General features: G+C 70.5%; 18 protein-coding genes. 16 read left to right on the top strand and 2 right to left on the bottom strand.

The features are described from left to right. Positions 1–237: 237 nt before the first annotated feature. From pdxS to pdxT, 7 genes are all read left to right on the top strand, one after another. Positions 238–1,137: a pyridoxal 5'-phosphate synthase lyase subunit PdxS gene (gene pdxS / locus QM638_RS11935; protein ID WP_415142194.1), complete on the top strand. Its 900-nt coding sequence runs from the start codon at positions 238–240 to the stop codon at positions 1,135–1,137. A gap of 240 nt (positions 1,138–1,377) precedes the next feature. Then, positions 1,378–1,932, top strand: a complete 555-nt coding sequence (locus QM638_RS11930) for an alternate-type signal peptide domain-containing protein (RefSeq protein ID WP_415142193.1) — start codon at positions 1,378–1,380, stop codon at positions 1,930–1,932. A gap of 7 nt (positions 1,933–1,939) precedes the next feature. Beyond that, the gene (locus QM638_RS11925) at positions 1,940–2,470 is read left to right on the top strand and encodes a signal peptidase I (RefSeq protein ID WP_415142192.1); all 531 of its coding nucleotides are present in this window, start codon (positions 1,940–1,942) and stop codon (positions 2,468–2,470) included. Further along, positions 2,467–3,120: a hypothetical protein gene (locus QM638_RS11920; protein ID WP_415142191.1), complete on the top strand. Its 654-nt coding sequence runs from the start codon at positions 2,467–2,469 to the stop codon at positions 3,118–3,120. The genes QM638_RS11925 and QM638_RS11920 overlap by 4 nt, the downstream gene beginning before the upstream one ends. Continuing rightward, positions 3,113–3,694, top strand: coding sequence for a SipW-dependent-type signal peptide-containing protein (locus QM638_RS11915; RefSeq protein ID WP_415142190.1), 582 nt, complete (start codon positions 3,113–3,115; stop codon positions 3,692–3,694). Before QM638_RS11920 ends, QM638_RS11915 begins: the two co-directional genes overlap by 8 nt. Before the next feature lie 8 nt (positions 3,695–3,702). Continuing rightward, positions 3,703–4,764: a signal peptidase I gene (locus tag QM638_RS11910; RefSeq protein ID WP_415142189.1), complete on the top strand. Its 1,062-nt coding sequence runs from the start codon at positions 3,703–3,705 to the stop codon at positions 4,762–4,764. Then, complete coding sequence (pdxT, locus tag QM638_RS11905; RefSeq protein ID WP_415142188.1) at positions 4,757–5,383, top strand: pyridoxal 5'-phosphate synthase glutaminase subunit PdxT; 627 nt, start codon at positions 4,757–4,759, stop codon at positions 5,381–5,383. Before QM638_RS11910 ends, pdxT begins: the two co-directional genes overlap by 8 nt. Positions 5,384–5,411: 28 nt before the next feature. On the opposite strand, the gene QM638_RS11900 is transcribed toward pdxT, so the two are convergent. Continuing rightward, complete coding sequence (locus tag QM638_RS11900; RefSeq protein ID WP_415142187.1) at positions 5,412–7,919, bottom strand: HAD-IC family P-type ATPase; 2,508 nt, start codon at positions 7,917–7,919, stop codon at positions 5,412–5,414. Between the two features lie 140 nt (positions 7,920–8,059). On the opposite strand from QM638_RS11900, the gene QM638_RS11895 reads away from it, so the two are divergent. The 9 genes from QM638_RS11895 to QM638_RS11855 all read left to right on the top strand — a co-directional run bounded on the left by QM638_RS11895 (position 8,060) and on the right by QM638_RS11855 (position 17,983). Continuing rightward, positions 8,060–8,830 carry a YebC/PmpR family DNA-binding transcriptional regulator gene (locus QM638_RS11895; RefSeq protein WP_415142186.1) on the top strand — a complete coding sequence of 257 codons (771 nt, stop codon included), beginning with the start codon at positions 8,060–8,062 and terminating at the stop codon, positions 8,828–8,830. Between the two features lie 229 nt (positions 8,831–9,059). Further along, on the top strand, positions 9,060–9,584 hold the full coding sequence (ruvC, locus tag QM638_RS11890) for a crossover junction endodeoxyribonuclease RuvC (protein WP_415142233.1): 525 nt from the start codon (positions 9,060–9,062) through the stop codon (positions 9,582–9,584). Further along, the gene (gene ruvA, locus QM638_RS11885) at positions 9,581–10,186 is read left to right on the top strand and encodes a Holliday junction branch migration protein RuvA (RefSeq protein ID WP_415142185.1); all 606 of its coding nucleotides are present in this window, start codon (positions 9,581–9,583) and stop codon (positions 10,184–10,186) included. Before ruvC ends, ruvA begins: the two co-directional genes overlap by 4 nt. A 2-nt stretch (positions 10,187–10,188) precedes the next feature. Further along, positions 10,189–11,268 (top strand): Holliday junction branch migration DNA helicase RuvB, encoded by a 1,080-nt coding sequence (ruvB, locus tag QM638_RS11880; RefSeq protein ID WP_415142232.1) that lies wholly within the window; start codon positions 10,189–10,191, stop codon positions 11,266–11,268. A gap of 138 nt (positions 11,269–11,406) precedes the next feature. Further along, positions 11,407–11,901, top strand: a complete 495-nt coding sequence (gene yajC / locus QM638_RS11875; protein WP_415142184.1) for a preprotein translocase subunit YajC — start codon at positions 11,407–11,409, stop codon at positions 11,899–11,901. After that, positions 11,901–13,706 (top strand): protein translocase subunit SecD, encoded by a 1,806-nt coding sequence (gene secD, locus QM638_RS11870; RefSeq protein WP_415142183.1) that lies wholly within the window; start codon positions 11,901–11,903, stop codon positions 13,704–13,706. Before yajC ends, secD begins: the two co-directional genes overlap by 1 nt. After that, positions 13,706–14,983, top strand: coding sequence for a protein translocase subunit SecF (gene secF, locus QM638_RS11865; protein WP_415142182.1), 1,278 nt, complete (start codon positions 13,706–13,708; stop codon positions 14,981–14,983). Before secD ends, secF begins: the two co-directional genes overlap by 1 nt. 11 nt (positions 14,984–14,994) lie before the next feature. Further along, positions 14,995–15,540 (top strand): adenine phosphoribosyltransferase, encoded by a 546-nt coding sequence (locus QM638_RS11860; protein WP_415142181.1) that lies wholly within the window; start codon positions 14,995–14,997, stop codon positions 15,538–15,540. Between the two features lie 139 nt (positions 15,541–15,679). Then, entirely contained in the window at positions 15,680–17,983 is a 2,304-nt protein-coding gene (locus QM638_RS11855; protein WP_415142180.1) for a RelA/SpoT family protein, read from the top strand. A 70-nt stretch (positions 17,984–18,053) separates the two neighbouring features. Here QM638_RS11855 and QM638_RS11850 read toward each other — a convergent pair whose 3' ends face one another. Beyond that, positions 18,054–18,962, bottom strand: coding sequence for a GTP-binding protein LepA (locus QM638_RS11850; protein ID WP_415142179.1), 909 nt, complete (start codon positions 18,960–18,962; stop codon positions 18,054–18,056). Positions 18,963–18,978: the final 16 nt, after the last annotated feature.

The raw sequence follows: 18,978 nt of genomic DNA, 5'->3' as shown, positions 1-18,978 counted from the left end.
GAGTTGTGATGGTCGCCTCAAAATCAGGAAGGAGAGACACATAGCGGCCGAGGAGGTCTTCGGCCGCGAAGCGGACTATCGAGGGTGACGCGGCTATGAGTGTTCCCGTCATCCTCGACCGGCATCCTGGGCGGTTTGCCGCGCGAAGGGGCCGCGATGCGGCGAGGAGGCCCGGGGTGACCTTCGTCGCCGGCCGCGAGTCGCTGGATGCCGGCGAGGGGATCTACGCTTCGCGGTATGGCTGCGCACGAGGCTGGACAGACAGGAACCTCCCGGGTCAAGCGGGGGATGGCGGAGATGCTCAAGGGCGGCGTGATCATGGATGTGGTCACCCCGGAGCAGGCGAAGATCGCGGAGGATGCCGGCGCGGTGGCGGTGATGGCGTTGGAGCGGGTGCCGGCGGACATCCGGGCCCAGGGCGGGGTGTCGCGGATGAGCGACCCGGACATGATCGACGGCATCATCGCGGCGGTCTCGATCCCGGTGATGGCCAAGGCGCGGATCGGTCACTTCGCCGAGGCGCAGGTGCTGCAGAGCCTCGGCGTGGACTACGTCGACGAGTCCGAGGTGCTGACCCCGGCGGATTACGCCAACCACATCGACAAGTGGTCGTTCACGGTGCCGTTCGTGTGCGGTGCCACCAACCTGGGTGAGGCGTTGCGGCGGATCACCGAGGGTGCGGCGATGATCCGCTCCAAGGGCGAGGCCGGCACCGGTGACGTCTCGAACGCGGTGACGCACATGCGGACGATCCGCAAGGAGATCCGTCGGCTGGGGGCGCTGGAGGGCGATGAGCTCTATGTGGCGGCCAAGGAGCTGGCGGCGCCGTACGAGCTGGTCAGGGAGGTGGCCGAGACCGGCAAGCTGCCGGTGGTGCTGTTCACCGCGGGCGGGATCGCGACCCCGGCGGATGCGGCGATGATGATGCAGCTCGGCGCGGAGGGTGTCTTCGTGGGCTCGGGCATCTTCAAGTCCGGCAACCCCGCCCAGCGGGCCGAGGCGATCGTCAAGGCCACCACCTTCCACGACGACCCGGACGTGGTCGCGAAGGTCTCGCGCGGCCTGGGTGAGGCGATGGTGGGGATCAACGTCGAGGAGATCCCCGCCCCGCACCGCCTCGCCGAGCGCGGCTGGTAGCGCCCCGCCGCCGGTCGAGTAGCGAGCCGAGCCCTCGAGACTCGGCGGCGCTGCTCGACGGGGTCGATGACGACCGATCACTACCGGCCATGCCCACCTGGGCCATGGCCGGTAGTGATTTCGGGCTGTTAGATCCCATCGCCGGGACAAGGTCAATACCCATGTTGTGGTATTTCCACCGCCGGGCGTCCGAACCCGGTCGATCCCGGCGCGGTCACGGCCGCAGAACCTCTGGAGCAATTGATTAAGAAGTCGACCAAGGGCTCACTCGCCGCCGGAGCCGCGGCGGTACTGCTGCTCGGCGGTGCCGGCTCGCTCGCCTACTGGAACTCCACCCAGGACGTCGCCGGTGGCGATATCGTCACCGGCGACATGAGCATCACCGCCCCGACCTGCACCGACTGGACCCTCGACAGTGCGGAGGAGACGGCCGGTGACACCTTCGACCCCACCAGCGACACCCTCGTGCCCGGCGACGTGATCACCGAGACCTGCACCACCACGTTCAACGGCACCGGCAATCACCTGCGGGCGACCCTCGACGCCGAGGCGGGGACCAACGACGGCCTGTTCACCAGCGGGGAGCTGAGCCTCGACGTGGGTTCGCTGGAATCCAGCTCGGACGGCACCACCTGGACCACGGTCCCGGCCACCGGCCTGACCGAGGATAACGACGGCGACAGCGTGGAGCTCGAGGTGACGGTGAGCTTCGACGGGAGCGCGGACAACGACACCGAGGACGTCACCAGCGCCCTCGGCGACATCGTCATCACCGCCACCCAGGTGCACAGCTAGGGACGCCGTGCGCAACGCGCTCGGGTGGGCGTGGCGAGTGCTGGTCTGGGTGGTGTTGCTCGGTGCGCTCGCGATCCTCACGGTCGCGGTGGTCGTTCCCCGGATCGGTGGTGCCACGCCGTACACCATCCTCACCGGCTCGATGCGTCCCGGTCACCCGCCCGGGACGCTGGTGGTGATGCGGCCGGTGGCGGCCGCGGACCTTCGGATCGGGGACGTGGTGACCTATCAGCTCGCCTCCGGCGAGCCGGAGGTGGTCACCCACCGCATCGTCGCCCTGGGGTACGACGCCAGCGGCGGCAGGATCTTCCGCACCCAGGGGGACGCCAACGACGCACCGGACCAGGCGTGGGTGCGGCCGGTGCAGATCCGGGGACGGCTGTGGTACTCGGTGCCCTACCTCGGGTGGGCCGAGGAGGCCCTCACCGTCTCGCAGCGGCAAGGGGGGATCGATGCGGCGGCGGCCGGACTCTTAGGCTACGCCGGGGTCATGTTCGTCGGTGCGCTCCGGGACCGGCGCAAGGTGGCGGCGACGTGAGCGACGTCCTGCGGCGCCTGCTGGTCGTGCTCGGAGTGGCCGTCGCGGGCACGTGCTGGGTCGTCGCGCCCGCCGGCGCGGCCGCCGATCAGCTGCAGCTCTCGTGGGACCGCGCACACTGGTCGAACTCGCTCGCCGGGACCGTCTTCGACTCCACCGAGCGCTGGGTGCCCGGCGACGTCGCCCGGCGTACCTTCTACGTCCGCGACGACGGCAGCGGTACGGCGACGCTCTCGGTCACCATGACCAGCACGATGTCCGCGGCGCCGAGGGACCTGAGGCTCGCGACGCGCATCGGCGCCGGGAGCTGGGAATCCGCGGCCGGTGCGACCGCCCGGGTCCGCCTGGGCGGGCTCGAGCGGGGCGCGGTGCTGCCGGTCCGGTTCCGGGCCGAGCTGCCCGCCGGGTCCACCGGTCTCTCGGCTGGTCGGACCGCGACGCTGCGGGTCCGGGTGAACCTGGCGGGCACCGGCTCGACCGGCTCTGGGGACGGCTCGGGCGGCCGGGACGGGACCGGTGCCGGACACCTGCCGGCGACCGGCGCCCCGGAGCTGGGCTGGTGGGTGCTGGCGGCGGGCGCCTGTCTGGCCGCTGGCGCGGTGCTGATCCGACGCGGCTGCGGCGTGGGCACGAAGGAGGACCATGGCTGAGCATCGGGACCGACGGCGCCGGAGCACGGTCCGGCTCCGCGCACTGCTGGCCCTCGGGGCCGTCGCCGCGCTCGGAGTGGGCGGCACCTGGGCGCAGTGGACCGACAGCGCCACCGTCGAGGGCATCACCATCACCACCGGCGGCCTCGATCTGCAGATCGATGGCGAGGACAGCGTCGATGACGTCGACGACGGTGTCGGGCTGAGTGTGAGCGGCATGGTGCCGGGCAGCACCACGGCCGCCGTACTCACGGTGACGAACAGCGGCACCGTCGCCCTCGGCTACACCGCCGCGGCCGCGGCGAGCACCGGATCGGAGCTCGCCGGGGTCCTGACCGTGGACGTCTCCGCCGGCGGTACCGTCAGCGGCAGCGGCACCAGCGCCACCTGCACGGGCGGGACAGCGGTGGACACCGGTACGTTGACCACCAGCATCGTCTCGGCTGCCCGGACGCTGGCCGCCGGTGCCAGCGAGGAGCTGTGCGTGCAGGTCACCCTGCCCACCGACGCAGCCAGCTCGCTGCAGAGCGCGAGCACCACCGTCACCCTCACCTTCACCGCGAGCCAAGAGTGAGACCGCAGGTGAGAGCCGTCTGGGCGCGGCAGGTCGGAGGAGTGCTGCTCACTCTTGCCGCCGTCGTCGGCGCGCTGTGTCTGCTGGCCGTGCTCGCCGGCGTCGTGGCCGGGGTGCAGCCGCTCGTCTTCCGGTCGGGATCGATGAGCCCGGCCATCACCGCCGGCAGCCTCGGCGTGACCCGACAGGTGCCGGTCGCCGACCTCGAGGTCGGCGACGTGGTGACCGTGCACGAGGGTGGGGTCAGGGTGACCCATCGGATCGTCGACCTGACTCGCGACGGCGATCGCGCCACCCTGCGGCTGCGCGGCGACGCGAACAACGCCGACGATGCCCGGCCGGTGGTGGTGACCGGCCACGCCGACCGGATCTGGTTCTCCCTGCCGGGGCTCGGGACGGCGATCGCCTGGTTCTCCCGGGCCCCGGGGGTGTTCGTGCTCGCCGGGTACGCCGTGCTGTTGCTGCTGCTCGTGCGGCCGGGTCCCGGATCCGACGACCGGCCGCGCCGGCACGGTGGCCATCGACGCCGCGGCGGGCGCCGGAGCGCTCGCACGGTGGGCGTCGGTGCCGGTGTCCTCATGATCGGGGTCTGCACGATCGGATCGGCGGCGGCCAGGTGGAGCGACACCGGGAGTGTCGCGGACGTGACGATGGCGACCGGGGCGGCGTCCTCCCCGGTGGCGCTGGGCACGTCCGCGAACTGCGTGGCGAGCAACGGGCTGACCAGCAGCACCATCACGTTCAGTTGGACGGGGATCACGCCGGGGACCGGCCAGAGCGTCGACCAGTACGAATACCTGCTCACCTTCGACAACCGGAGCACCGGCACCACGGTCACGACCCAGACGGTCTCGCACAGCGGTGCGGCCGGATCCACCCAGTCGGTGACGTATGGCGGCACCCTCCTCGGCAACCTGCTCGGCCTGGATCTGCTCAGCGCACAGACGCTCCAGGTGCAGATCCAGGCACACCTCGTGGGATCGACGTACTGGTACGGCGCGACCACGGTGAGCATCAACTTCAGCACCAGAGCGGTGCTGACCATCCCGAGCTTCACCTGCAATGCGTGACGCCGTCATCGCTCACTCCCGGCCGCACTACACTCCGCCCGTGCCCACCATCGGTGTCCTCGCCCTGCAGGGCGACGTACGTGAACATCTGACCGCGTTGACCGGGCTCGGTGCCCGTGCGATCGCCGTACGGCGCCCCGCCGAGCTCGACGCCTGTGACGGCCTGGTGCTTCCCGGTGGCGAGTCGACCACGATGTGGCGGCTCGCGCGGATCTTCGACCTGCTCGATCCGCTGCGGGAGCGGGTGCGCGAGGGGATGCCGGCCTTCGGCACCTGCGCCGGGATGATCCTGCTGGCCGATCGGGTGCTGGACGCGGTCGCCGGGCAGGAGACCGTCGGCGGGCTCGACGTGACGGTGCGGCGCAATGCCTTCGGCCGGCAGGTGGACTCCTTCGAGACCGAGCTGAAGGTGACCGGACTCCCCGATCCGGTGCCCGCGGTCTTCATCCGCGCCCCGTGGGTCGAGGAGGCCGGCCCGGAGGTCGAGGTGCTCGCCACGGCGATGGATCACCCGGTCGCCGTACGGCAGGGGCCGCTGCTGGCCACCTCGTTCCATCCCGAGGTGGACGGCGACGGACGGATCCATCGGCTGTTCCTGGACGTCGTGGCCGGCGGCTGACTCGGGCCGACTCGGGTGGACCCAGGCGTCAGGAGGCGACCGCCTCGTGGCCGTCGCGGGCCCGGGTCATCGCCTGCACCGCTCGCCAGCTGAGCTCGACCCCGAACGCACCGGCGGCACCGCAGGCCAGCGCGATGGCGATGCGCAGCGGGGTGAAGTACAGCAGGAAGACGGTGCTGCTCAGCGGCATCAGCACCACCAGCACCACGCATCCGGCCATGGCCGCGACCAGGGCCAGCTTCCAACCGGCCAGCGGTCGGGCCTGCACCATCAGGGTCCACAGCGACACGATCAGCACGGTGAGCGCTGCCGAGGTGCGTGCCCCGTCGACCCCGGCGGCGCCGCCGGCGCTGTCCAGCGAGCGGGCCAGCAGGTAGGCGGCATACGCACAGGCTCCGGTGACGATCCCGGTCGGCAGCGCGAACCGCATCACCCGACGCAGGAAGCCGGGCACGTAGCGGCGCCGGTTCGGGCCGAGGGCGAGGAAGAAGCCGGGCACGCCGATGGTGACCGCGGAGATCAGCGAGAGCTGGATGGGGGCGAGCGGATAGGCGGCCAGGGTGACCGCGGTGACCGCAGCGAGCAGCACCGAGTAGACGTTCTTGACCAGGAACAGGTTGGCCGCGCGCTCGATGTTGGCGATCACGCGCCGGCCCTCGGCCACCACGTCGGGCAGGTGTGCGAACTGGCTGTCCAGCAGCACCAGCTGGGCCACCGCGCGGGTGGCCGGCGAGCCGTTGCCCATCGCCACGCCGATGTCGGCGTCCTTCAGCGCCAGCGCGTCGTTGACCCCGTCGCCGGTCATCGCCACCACGTGTCCGCGGCGCTGCAGCGCGCCCACCATCGCCCGCTTCTGGTGCGGCGTGACCCGACCGAACACGCTGTGCGCCTCGACCTGGGCGGCCAGCTCGTCCAGGTCCTCCGGCAGCTCGCGTGCGTCCACCGCGTCCCGGGCGCCGGCCACACCCGGTACGCCGACGGCCGCCGCCACCGCGCCGACGGTGCGTGGGTTGTCGCCGGAGATCACCTTGAGCGCCACGCCCTGTTCGGTGAAGTAGCGCAGCGTGTCCGCGGCGTCCTCGCGGACCCGCTCGGCCAGGATCACCAGCGCCGCGGGCCGCTGACCGTCCGGCAGCGCCCAGTCGGTGCCGTTCGGTGCCATGGTCGGCGGCTGCTCGGCGCGGGTGAGCAGCAGCACCCGGCTGCCCTGTCGGGCGATCTCGTCGGCCCGGCCGCGGGCGGCGCGCTGCGCCGGGGTGGCGGGCGCGGGCAACACCATCTCCGGCGCACCGAGCACCCAGGAGCGCTCGCGCAGTGTGCAGGCCGACCACTTGCGGGCCGAGGAGAACGGCACCGCCGAGCTCGGCTCGGCGACCGGGTCCGGCATGGCGGCGGCGATCGCGGCCGAGGTGGCGTTGCCGTCTCCTCGACACAGTACGGCGAGCGCCTGCTCGATCCTCGTACCGGTTGTACCGGTTGTACCGGTTGTACCGGTTGTACCGGTTGTACCGGTTGTACCGGTTGTACCGGTCGTACCCGTCGCGGCCGGCTCCTGGTCGGATCCGTCGAGCGTCTCGATCCGGTCGAAGCCGACGTCGCCCTGGGTCAGGGTCCCGGTCTTGTCCAGGCAGACCACGTCCACCCGGGCGAGGCCCTCCACCGCCGGGAGCTCCTGCACCAGGGTCTGCCGCCGGGCCAGGGTGAGCGTGGCGACCATGAACGCCAGGCTGGTGAGCAGCACCAGACCCTCCGGGATCATGCCCACCAGCGCGGCGACCGCTCCGGTGACGGCGTCCTGCCAGGTGTCGTTGTCCGGGCTGCGGAACTGGCTCCACAACAGCACCGGGCCGACCACCACCATCGTCAGCGCCACCCATTTCAGGATCGTGTTGGTGGCGGTCATCAACTCCGATCGGGTGACCTGGAAGCGCCGCGCCTCGGTGGCGATCCGGGTGGCGTAGGCGTCGGCGCCGACTCCGGTCGCCACGAAGGCGCCGGCGCCGGCGACCACGATCGAGCCCGACATGACCTCCTCGCCCTCGCCCTTGGCGATCGGGTCGGACTCGCCGGTGAGCAGCGACTCGTCCACCTCCAGTCCGTCGGCCGAGACGACCTCGCCGTCCGCGGGCACCTGATCCCCGGCACGCAGCAGCACCAGGTCGTCGGCGACCAGGTCGGCCAGCGGCAGCTCGTGCTCGGACCCGTCACGGCGTACCCGGGCACGAGGGGCGTGCAGGATCGCCAGCCGGTCGAGGGTGCGCTTGGCCCGCACCTCCTGCACCACCCCGATCAGGGTGTTGGCCAGCACGACGAGGCCGAAGAGCGCGTTCTGCCAGCGTCCGGTGACGGCGATGATCACGAACAGCACGGTCAGCAGGCCGTTGAACGGCGTGACGACGTTGGCCCGGACGATGTCGAGCAGCCGACGGCTGGTGCGCGCGCCATCGGCGTTGGTGCGCCCGTCCGCCACCCGGGCGGCGACCTCGGCGCTGCTCAGTCCGCCCGAGCCGGCCCGTTCGTCGAGACTCTGCGTCACCGACCCACCCCTCCGTCCGTGCGCGACGTGTGGGTGACGCCGTCAGTGACGCCGGTCGCCCGCTCGGTCTCCTGCCGCATCGTTAGGATATCGGGGGTCGTCGAAGCGGCGACCGCGGATCGAGGACGGACGGGATACAGATGAGCGGCCACTCCAAATGGGCGACCACCAAGCACAAGAAGGCGGCCATCGACGCCAAGCGCGGCAAGCTGTTCGCCAAGCTCATCAAGAACATCGAGATCGCGGCGAAGATGGGCGGCCCGGACCCCGCGGGCAACCCGACGCTGTACGACGCCATCCAGAAGGCGAAGAAGCAGTCGGTCCCCAACGACAACATCGATCGTGCGGTCAAGCGCGGTGGCGGCCTCGACGGTGGCGCGGTCAACTACGAGACGATCATGTACGAGGTCTACGGCCCCCAGGGCGTCGCACTGCTGGTGGAGTGTCTGACCGACAACCGCAACCGCGCCGCGATGGAGGTCCGCACGGCCGTCACCCGCAACGGCGGCACGATGGCCGACCCGGGCTCGGTCTCGCGACTCTTCAACCGGAAGGGCGTGGTGGTGGCCGCCAAGTCCCAGGAGGGCAAGGAGGTCAGTGAGGACGACGTCCTCGAGGCGACGCTCGATGCCGGGGCCGAGGAGGTCAACGACCTCGGCGAGACCTGGCAGGTCGTCTCCGAGGCGACCGACCTGGTCGCCGTACGGTCGGCGCTGCAGGAGGCGGGCGTGGACTACGACTCGGCCGACGTCGAGTTCGTGGCGAGCATGGACATTCCGGTGGCCGACCCGGCTGCCGCCGGCAAGGTGTTCCGGCTGATCGACGCCGTCGACGACCTCGACGACGTGCAGAACGTGTTCAGCAACGCCGACGTCGCCGACGAGGTGCTGGCCCAGCTCGACGACGCCTGATCGACCGATCGGCTCCGCGGCGGATCCGGCGACGACCGGGGCTCGAGGCACCACGATGTCCTTGCCTCGGTTCCGACCGCGCCGAGGGGCCGCGAGCCCGTCTGCGCGAACGTCGAGGACACCAGTGGCTGCCAACGACCCGCGTGTCGCCTCTCGAGGTGTCGCCCGGAGCGGCTAGCGTTGCGCTACGAACAGACGTTCGAGGTGGGAAGGATGCTCGATGCGGGTGCTGGGGATCGATCCCGGTCTGACCAGGTGCGGCATCGGCCTGGTCGAGGGGGAGCTCGGCCGACCGCTGAGGTTGCTGGACGTGAACGTGGTGCGCACCTCGGCGCAGGTCCCGGTGCCCGAGCGACTGGTGACGATCGAGCGCGGGATCGAGGCCTGGATCGAGGAGTATCAGCCGGACACAGTGGCGATCGAGCGCATCTTCGCCCGCTCCGACGTGAGCACGATCATGGGCACCGCCCAGGCCAGCGGGCTGGCGATGGTCTGTGCCGCGCGTCGCGGGCTACCGGTGGCGCTGCACACCCCCAGCGAGGTCAAGGCCGCGGTCTCGGGCAACGGGCGAGCCGCCAAGGCCCAGGTCGGGGCCATGGTCGCCCGCATCCTGCGGCTGACCTCCCCGCCGAAGCCGGCCGATGCCGCCGACGCGCTGGCGCTGGCCATCACCCACATCTGGCGTGGCGGTGCCCAGGCCCGCGTCGAGGCCGCACTCGCCCGCAGCAGGACAACCGGAAAGGTCGCTCGATGATCGCTTTCGTCCGAGGCAGAGTGGCCGCGGTGACGCTGTCCAGCGCGGTGGTCGAGGTCGGCGGCGTCGGCTTGGAGGTGCTGTGTACGCCGGGCACGCTGGCCGGGCTGCGGACCGGGGCCGAGGCCACGCTGGCCACCTCGATGGTGGTCCGGGAGGACTCCCTGACCCTCTTCGGCTTCGCCGAGGAGGAGGAGAAGACGCTCTTCGAGCTGCTCCAGACGGCCTCGGGGGTCGGACCCAAGCTGGCTCAGGCGATGCTCGCCGTCCTGTCTCCGGACGGGATCCGGGGCGCCATCGCCGCCGACGACGTCAAGACCCTGACCAAGGTGCCGGGCATCGGCCAGAAGGGCGCGCAGCGGATCATCCTGGAGCTCAAGGACCGGGTCGGTGCGCCGGTCTCCGGACCGGCCCGGACCGCGACGGCGGCGGCGCCGGGGTGGCGTGACCAGGTGTGCGAGGCGCTGGTCGGCCTCGGCTACAGCGCGAAGGACGCCGACAAGGCGACCGAGGCGGTGGCCGACCAGGCCGGGGACGCCGGCCACGCGCCCGACATCGGGCAATTGCTGCGCGCCGCGCTGCGCAGCCTGTCGAAGGCGTGAGCATGCACGAGGACGAGATGTTGGCGGCCGAGGCCGAGCGCCTGGGCGAGCTGGGCTCGCTCACCGCCGCCGAGGCCGAGGGCGACGAGCGTGCCGTCGAGGCGGCGCTGCGGCCCCGGACGCTGGACGAGGTGGTCGGCCAGCACCGGGTCCGAGCCCAGCTGGGCCTGGTGCTCGAGGCCGCGCGGCAGCGCGGCCGCTGCCCGGACCATGTGCTGCTGTCCGGCCCGCCGGGTCTGGGCAAGACCACGCTGGCGATGATCATCGCCGCCGAGATGGGCTCGCCGCTGCGGCTCACCAGCGGACCGGCGATCACCCACGCCGGCGACCTGGCCGCGATCCTGTCGGGGATGAACGAGGGCGACGTCCTCTTCGTCGACGAGATCCACCGGATGTCGCGGCCGGCCGAGGAGATGCTCTACATGGCGATGGAGGACTTCCGGGTCGACGTGGTCATCGGCAAGGGCCCGGGTGCGACCGCGATCCCACTGGAGATCCCGCCGTTCACCCTGGTCGGCGCGACCACGCGCGCGGGACTGTTGCCGGGACCGCTGCGGGACCGATTCGGCTTCACCGGCCATCTGGAGTTCTACGAGCCCGACGACCTCGACCTGATCGTCCGCCGCTCCGCCGGGTTGCTCGGGGCCGAGGTGACCGACGGCGGTGCCGCCGAGATCGCGTCGCGCTCGCGCGGCACCCCGCGAATCGCGAACCGGCTCCTGCGGCGGGTCCGCGACTACGCCCAGGTCAAGGCGGACGGCGTGCTCACCCGGACGGTGGCGCAGGCCGCTCTCGACCTCTACGAGGTCGACCCGCTCGGCCTGGACCGGCTCGATCGCGCCGTACTCGACGTGCTCTGTCGCCGGTTCGGTGGCGGACCGGTGGGCGTGTCCACCCTTGCGGTCGCGGTCGGGGAGGAGCGTGAGACGGTCGAGGAGGTGGCCGAGCCGTTCCTGGTCCGCAACGGGTTCCTCGCTCGTACGCCGCGCGGCCGGATCGCCACCGCCTCCGCCTGGACGCACCTGGGCCTGAGTGCGCCGCCGGGCGCGGGGATCGTCGACGAGGGACTCTTCGAGGAGTAGCTCGGCAGCCCGGTGGCTCGGTGGTCCGCCCTGCGGTCGGGCCGCGATTGCTTGTCGCACCTGCCAGGCTGGTTACACTTGCCCGTCGGTCGGCCACCGGTCGATCCACTCCACCGACCCAACGGAAGCCAACATCCCGTGACTCTCCTGCCACTGCTGCTGATCGTCGTCGTCTTCTGGTTCCTGCTGATCCGACCGCAGCAGAGGCGGGCCAAGGAGGCGCGGGCCATGCAGAACGCCCTCGGTCCCGGTGAGCGGGTGATGCTGACCTCGGGGATCTTCGGCGAGGTGGTCCGGATCGAGGACGATCACATCGTGGTCTCGATCGCCGACGGCGTCGAGATCAAGGTGGTACGGGCGGCGATCGGGAACGTGATCCCGCCGGACGTCGCCGACGACTCCGACAGCTCTGGCGGCCTCGGCGACTCCGATGGCTCCGTCGATGACGTCGATGACACCGTGGACCCCGGGGGCTCGGAGGTCTCCGCCGGCTCCGCGAGCTCCGAGGCCGAGAGCCGCGAGACCGGCGACCCGGTCGCGGACGAGGCCGCCGGGGACCAGGAGGTCAGCCTGGACAAGCCGGCCCGTACCGGCGGCACCGACGACGACCTGTGGAAGGAGAGCGGGCGCTGATGGCACGCAAGACCGTGCGGCCCGGCCGCACCCTTGCCGTCTTCTTCCTGGTGCTCGCCGTGGTCTACGGGCTGGTCGCCGCCGGCGGTTCGTGGAAGCCCGAGCTCGGGCTGGACCTGCAGGGCGGCACCGAGATCACCATGACCGCCAAGAGCACGCAGGGCGGCTCGGTCAGCAAGACCAGCCTCAACGCGGCCCGCGACATCATCGACCAGCGGGTCAACGGCTCGGGCGTCGCCTCGGCCAAGGTGACCACCCAGGGCAGCGACACCATCGTGGTGAGCATCCCCGGCACCGGCAAGGTGCAGAAGGAGCTCGCCGACCGGGTGCGGCAGACCGCGAAGCTGCGCTTCCGGCTGGTGGCCTGTTCGACGAGCAACGGCTGCGGTGGCGCCTCGACGTCCTCCTCGACCACCACCCAGAGCGGGCTGAGCACCTCCACCGCGAGCGCCAGCACCGCGAGCAGCACGTCCACCAACTCCGGCGCGAACCGGGCCGCCTTCGGCACGGTGTCGACCAAGAAGGCGACGAAGAAGGCCAGCAAGAAGGCGACCACCAAGTCGAGCGCCTCCGCCAAGGCGTCGGCCACGTCGAGCGCCTCGGCCTCCGCGTCCGCGAGCGGGTCGGCCTCGGCTTCTTCGTCGGCGTCGGCCTCCTCTTCGGCCAGCGCCTCCTCCGGCTCGACCATCACCGGCACCGGCGACGACGCGGTGATGAGCGTGAGCGCCGCGGTGAAGTTCATGCGCAACGTGCCGAGCAAGTGGCAGACCAAGTTCTCCAACTTCACCTGCCCGAGCGACACCTCGACGATCAAGGACGACCCGACCAAGCCGCTGCTGACCTGCGACCAGAGCACCGGTGAGGTCTACCTGCTCACCCCGGCGATCATCGAGGGGACCGAGGTCTCCGACGCCGACTACGGCATTCAGTCCGGCCAAGCCAACTACGTCGTCACGCTCGACTTCCACAGCGCCGGCCGCAAGGCCTTCGCCGAGGCCACCGGCGACATCGCCGGCAACGACTCGGAGCTGTTCGCCATCACGCTCGACGGCGACGTCATCTCGGCCGCCACCGCCAGCTCCCGGATCTCCGGCAGCGCCCAGATCACCGGCAGCTTCACTCAGGAGGAGGCCAAGAACCTGGCCAACAACCTGAAGTACGGCTCGCTGCCGCTCGACTTCCCCGAGTCCGGCATCCAGACGATGAACATCGGGCCGACCCTGGCCGGCAACCAGCTCACCGCCGGGCTGTGGGCCGGTGCGATCGGCCTGGCGCTGGTGATGCTCTTCTGTCTGCTCTACTACCGCGGGCTCGGCATCGTGGTGGTCGGCTCGCTGATCGTGGCGGGCGCGTCGACGTACGGCATGGTGGTGTTGCTGAGCAAGACCGCCGGCGTCACCCTCGACCTGCCCGGCATCGCCGGTCTGATCGTCGCGGTCGGCATCACCGCGGACTCCTTCATCGTCTACTTCGAACGCATCAGGGACGAGATGCGCGACGGGAAGTCGATGCGGGTCGCGGTCGACCTGGGCTGGAAGCGTGCCCGGAACACCTGTCTGGCCGCCGACTCGGTCTCCTTCCTGGCGGCGTTGACGCTCTACATCTTCGCCACGAACGAGGTGAAGGGCTTCGCCTTCATGCTCGGCCTGTCGACGGTCATCGACCTGCTGGTCTTCTTCTTCTTCACCCACCCGATGGTCAAGATGCTCTCCGGCCTGCGGTTCTTCAACCGTGGTCATCGGCTTTCGGGACTCGATGCGAGCACCCTCGGCGTCGACCAGATCACCCTCGGAGGTAGGGCCTGATGGGCAAGCTCTCCCAGATCGGGAACGACCTCTACACCGGTCGTCGCTCGGTCGACTTCGTCGGCCGCCGCTGGCTGTGGTACTCGATCTCGCTGCTGATCATCGTGGTCGCGCTCAGCGGGCTGGTGTTCAAGGGGCTCAATCTCGGCATCGAGTTCAAGGGCGGCACGACCTACACCGTGAGCGTGTCGAAGGCGACCCAGGAGCTCGCCGACGAACTGCGCGAGTCGGTGGGCTCGACGGGAGTCGTGGCGGCGGAGACGCCGACGGTGATGACCGCGGGCGGCAAGTCGATCGTCATCGAGACCGGCGCCATCACGGAGAACTCCGCGTCCGACCAGAAGGTGCGCGAGGCGATCACGTCGACCGCGGGGGTCGCGGACTCCAAGATCTCCCAGACGGTGGTCGGCGCGAGCTGGGGGGAGCGGGTCGCGAAGAAGGCCGCGACCGGCCTGATCGTCTTCCTCATCCTGGTCATCTTCTTCATCTGGGGCTATTTCCGAGAATGGAAGATGGCCGTCTCCGGGGTGGTCGCGCTGGTGCACGACGTGGTGATCACGGTGGGCGTCTATGCGCTCAGCGGCTTCGAGGTCACGCCGGCCACGGTGACCGGCTTCCTGACCATCCTCGGGTTCTCGCTCTACGACACCGTCGTGGTCTTCGACAAGGTGCGAGAGAACACCAAGAACCTCCGGGCCTCCAAGCGCACCTACGCCCAGCAGGCCAACCTGGCGCTGAACCAGACGCTGGTGCGCTCGGTGAACACCTCGATCGTGGCCCTGCTGCCGGTGCTGGCCATCCTCTACGTCAGTGCCGTTCAGCTCGGCACCAGCACGCTGAAGGACATCGCGCTGGCGCTGTTCGTCGGCATGGCGGCCGGCACCTACTCCTCGATCTTCATCGCGACCCCGCTGCTGGTCCACCTGAAGTCGGGGGAGAAGGACGTCATCGACGCCGAGCGGCGCGCTCGCGCCCGGATGAAGAAGGCCGACCGGTACGCCGACGTGCCCGCCTTCACCGAGGACATGCCGGTCGCCGAGGACCCCGAGGAGCTGCGCGGGGCGCGGTTGGCCAGCGACGCCGACGACCTCGACGACCTGGATGACCTGGACCGGGACGACGGCGTCGGTACGTCGCCCCGCGGCCGTCCGCAGTCGCGCACCGACGCCATGGGCCGCGGGCGCACCGCCCCGACGGAGCATCGCCCGGTCCGGGAGAGCGGCGCGTCCGGGCGGCGGCAGCCGACCCGGCAGCCGCGCTCCAAGCGCGGCAAGTGACGCCCGGCGCGATGGACCCCGACCGGCTCGCCGAGGCGCTGTCCCGGTTGGTGGTCGACGTACCGGACTTCCCGGAGCCCGGCATCGTCTTCAAGGACATCACGCCGCTGCTCGCCGACCCGGATGGGCTGGCCGCGGTGGTGGCGGCGCTGGCTGCGCCGGCGCGCGACCGCGACGGGCGGGTGACGGTGACCAAGGTGCTCGGGATGGAGTCGCGCGGCTTCATCCTCGGTGCACCGGTGGCGCTGGCGCTCGGCGTCGGCTTCGTGCCGATCCGCAAGGCCGGCAAGCTTCCACGCGAGACGCACACGGTCTCCTACCAGCTCGAGTACGGCACGGCCACGCTCGAGGTGCACGCGGACGCGGTGGCTCCCGGCGAGCGGGTACTGCTCGTCGACGACGTCCTCGCCACCGGTGGCACCATCGCCGCGACCCGCGAGCTGGTCGAGCGCTGCGGTGGCGTGGTGGCGGGCGTCGCGGTGCTGATGGAGCTCTCCTTCCTGCCCGGCCGGGACGCGCTGGGCGGGATGCCGCTCACCGCCCTGCTCACCGTCTGAGCCACCCGGAGCCACCCGGAGCCACCCGGAGCCACCCGGGGTGAACTCGGCTCGGTCGGCGCTGGGTCGGTCTCTGCCGGGTCACGCCTGCCTCGTGCTGGGTCGAACGGGGCCGAGGGGCTGTGGCTAAACTCGGTTCATGAGTGAGGACCGAGCCGTCGCGAAGCCGCGCGAGCGCGCGTCGGAGGTCCCCGAGCAGCCGCCGTCGGGTCGCAGCATGCGGGCCCGACTGGCCCGGATGGGCTCTCGCGGCAATCCGAGCAACCCGGTGTTGGAGCCGCTGTTCCGTGCGGTGCGGGCCAACCACCCGAAGGCGGACCTGGCGCTGTTGGAGCGCGCCTACAAGACGGCCGAGCGGCTGCACCGCACCCAGAAGCGGAAGAGCGGTGACCCCTACATCACCCACCCGCTGGCGGTCACCACCATCCTGGCCGAGCTCGGCATGACCGAGCCGACCCTGGTCGCCGCGTTGCTGCACGACACGGTCGAGGACACGCCGTACACGCTCGATGAGCTGACCCGTGACTTCGGCGCCGAGGTGGCGCTGCTGGTCGACGGCGTCACCAAGCTCGACAAGGTCACCTACGGCGACTCCGCGCAGGCCGAGACGATCCGCAAGATGATCGTGGCGATGTCCAAGGACATCCGGGTGCTGGTGATCAAGCTGGCCGACCGGCTGCACAACATGCGCACGCTGCGCTACGTCTCCCCGAAGAGCCAGGAGCGCAGTTCGCGGGAGACCCTCGACATCTATGCCCCGCTGGCTCACCGGCTCGGCATGAACACCATCAAGTGGGAGCTCGAGGACCTCGCCTTCGCGACGCTGCACCCCAAGATCTACGACGAGATCGTCCGGCTGGTGGCCGAGCGCGCGCCGGCGCGGGACAAGTTCCTCGCCGACGTGATCAGTCAGGTCGAGAACGACCTGCGCGAGGCCAGGATCAAGGCGACGGTGACCGGCCGGCCGAAGCACTACTACTCGATCTACCAGAAGATGATCGTCGGGGGGAAGGAGTTCTCCGACATCTACGACCTGGTGGGCATCCGCATCCTGGTCGCCGAGGACCGGGACTGCTACTCGGTGCTCGGCGTGCTGCACTCGCGATGGAACCCGGTGCTCGGCCGGTTCAAGGACTACGTCGCGATGCCGAAGTTCAACATGTACCAGTCGCTGCACACCACGGTGATCGGGCCGCAGGGCAAGCCGGTGGAGATGCAGATCCGGACCTTCGCCATGCACCGCCGCGCGGAGTACGGCGTCGCGGCGCACTGGAAGTACAAGGAGGACGGACGCAACGGCGTCGACACCGACCGGCTGGCCAACGACGACATGAGCTGGGTCAAGCAGCTGATGGACTGGCAGTCCGAGGTCGAGGATCCCGGGGAATTCCTGGAGTCGCTGCGGTTCGAGATGAACCGCACCGAGGTCTACGTCTTCACCCCGCGCGGCGACGTGATCGCGCTGCCCCAGGGCGGCACCCCGGTGGACTTCGCCTACGCGGTCCACACCGAGGTCGGACACCGCACCATCGGCGCCCGGGTCAACGGCCGGCTGGTGCCGCTGGAGTCCACCCTGGAGAGCGGCGACGTGGTCGAGGTCTTCACCTCGAAGTCACCCACCGCCGGCCCGTCGCAGGACTGGCTGGGCTTCGTGAAGTCGAACCGGGCGCGGGCGAAGATCCGGCAGTGGTTCACCAAGGAACGGCGCGACGAGGCGATCGAGAAGGGCCAGGAGCAGATCGCCAAGCTGATGCGCAAGGAGGGGCTGCCGCTCAAGCGGCTGATGTCGCACGAGTCGCTCGGGCTGGCCGCGCGGCACTTCAACATCGCCGACGTGACCGCGCTGTACGCCGCGGTCGGCGAGGGCAACCTGAGCGCCCAGGCCGTCGTACGACGGGTGATCGAGGAGCACGGCGGTGCCGAGGGGGCCCGGGAGGACCTCGCCGAGGCGGTCACCATCACCGGCCGGCGCAACCGGAAGGTGGCCTCCGGCGGCGACGCCGGCGTGGTGGTCAAGGGGGCCGGCGACGTGTGGGTCAAGCTGGCCAAGTGCTGCACGCCCGTCCCCGGTGACAAGATCCTCGGCTTCGTCACCAAGGGCGGGGGAGTCTCGGTGCACCGGATGGACTGCACCAACGCCGCCGAGCTCACGACGCACCCGGAGAAGCTGGTCGAGGTCGAGTGGGAGCCGACGGTGAACTCCACCTTTCTGGTGAACATCTGCGTCGAGGCCCTCGATCGCTCCCGGCTGCTCTCGGATGTCACGATGGCCATCTCGGATGCCCACGTGAACATCCTCTCCGCGCAGCTGACCACCACCCGCGACCGGGTCGCCAAGAGCCGCTTCACCTTCGAGATGGCCGATGCCAAGCACCTCGACACGGTGCTCAAGTCGGTGCGCGGCGTCCCCGGCGTCTTCGACGCCTACCGGATCACCCAGTAGCGCCGACCGTCGCTCGTCCCCCGCGACTGCTACTCGACCAAACGAGAGCAGCACATGAAGCGGTGGTCAGTCACGCTCGGCTCGATGGCTCACCGGCGAGTGCGACCGCATCGCGGAAGGCCCCGACGATGTACGGCGGGACCCGCAAGCCGCGCCGGCCGGCACCGAGGAGCTCGGTCTCGACTCGCGCCACCTGCTCGGCCAGCGCATCGATGCTCGCCGGATCGCCCAGGTCCAGGTCGATGATCATTCGGCCGACCTCGGCGCGGCGGTGACGGTCCCCGGCGCCCACCGGAGAGAAGGACAGGGCCCGCAGGCGGCGTACCAGCCACCGCTGCCAGTGCGCGAGCTGGTCCCACAGCTGGCGGGCCGCGAATTGGTAGTAGGCGTAGTGGCCCGGCTCCTGTCGGCGGATCGGTGCGATCACGCTGGCGGCCAGCGCCTTCTCGGTCATCTCCTTGGCGCCGTCGTGCAGTCGTTGATAGGCGATCAGCGCCGACCGCTCGGTGGTCATGCCGGTCAGGTAGTAGAGCATCCGTACGACGTCCTGGATCGGCGTGAGATGGGCGAGCAGCCCGAGCACGCGGATCTTGGTCGAGACGGTGGTCAGATCGGCGTCCGTCGGTGCCATCCCGAGCCTGGTCTGCAGGGTATCGAGGATCAGGCCGTGCTGTCGTTCCTGCGGACCCCAGACCTCGGCGTAGAACCGCCGGTCGATCTCGGGCGGGTCCGGAAGCAGGGTGGTGAGTTCGAGGACGTTGCGCTCGACCTCCAACTCGGTGCGGGCCATGTAGTCGAGGACTCCACCGAACCGCTCGGCGACGGCGCGTGGGTCGCGGATGGTGAAGTCGACGGAGGCGATCGGGATCGGCGGGTGCTCGCTGGCGAACCGGTCGACGTGGTCGGCGAGTCGGAGTCGGGTCGATCGCGGCGATGTCATGGCGGGGGTTCGCGGCCGCGTCGCGATCGGATGGGTCATGCGACCGATCCGATCG

It is taken from the genome of Nocardioides sp. (assembly GCF_047606145.1).
In the GTDB taxonomy this organism is placed as follows: Bacteria; Actinomycetota; Actinomycetes; order Propionibacteriales; family Nocardioidaceae; genus Nocardioides.
The sequence above is the reverse complement of the archived record's forward strand: the minus strand, read 5'-3'. Positions and strand labels throughout refer to the sequence as shown.

Coding starts and splice junctions, on each gene's coding strand:
- pdxS (WP_415142194.1), top strand. CDS start 238: ATGGCTGCGCACGAGGCTGGACAGACAGGAACCTCCCGGGTCAAGCGG.
- QM638_RS11915 (WP_415142190.1), top strand. CDS start 3,113: ATGGCTGAGCATCGGGACCGACGGCGCCGGAGCACGGTCCGGCTCCGC.
- pdxT (WP_415142188.1), top strand. CDS start 4,757: ATGCGTGACGCCGTCATCGCTCACTCCCGGCCGCACTACACTCCGCCC.
- QM638_RS11895 (WP_415142186.1), top strand. CDS start 8,060: ATGAGCGGCCACTCCAAATGGGCGACCACCAAGCACAAGAAGGCGGCC.
- ruvA (WP_415142185.1), top strand. CDS start 9,581: ATGATCGCTTTCGTCCGAGGCAGAGTGGCCGCGGTGACGCTGTCCAGC.
- ruvB (WP_415142232.1), top strand. CDS start 10,189: ATGCACGAGGACGAGATGTTGGCGGCCGAGGCCGAGCGCCTGGGCGAG.
- secD (WP_415142183.1), top strand. CDS start 11,901: ATGGCACGCAAGACCGTGCGGCCCGGCCGCACCCTTGCCGTCTTCTTC.
- secF (WP_415142182.1), top strand. CDS start 13,706: ATGGGCAAGCTCTCCCAGATCGGGAACGACCTCTACACCGGTCGTCGC.
- QM638_RS11860 (WP_415142181.1), top strand. CDS start 14,995: ATGGACCCCGACCGGCTCGCCGAGGCGCTGTCCCGGTTGGTGGTCGAC.
- QM638_RS11855 (WP_415142180.1), top strand. CDS start 15,680: ATGAGTGAGGACCGAGCCGTCGCGAAGCCGCGCGAGCGCGCGTCGGAG.
- QM638_RS11850 (WP_415142179.1), bottom strand. CDS start 18,962: ATGACCCATCCGATCGCGACGCGGCCGCGAACCCCCGCCATGACATCG.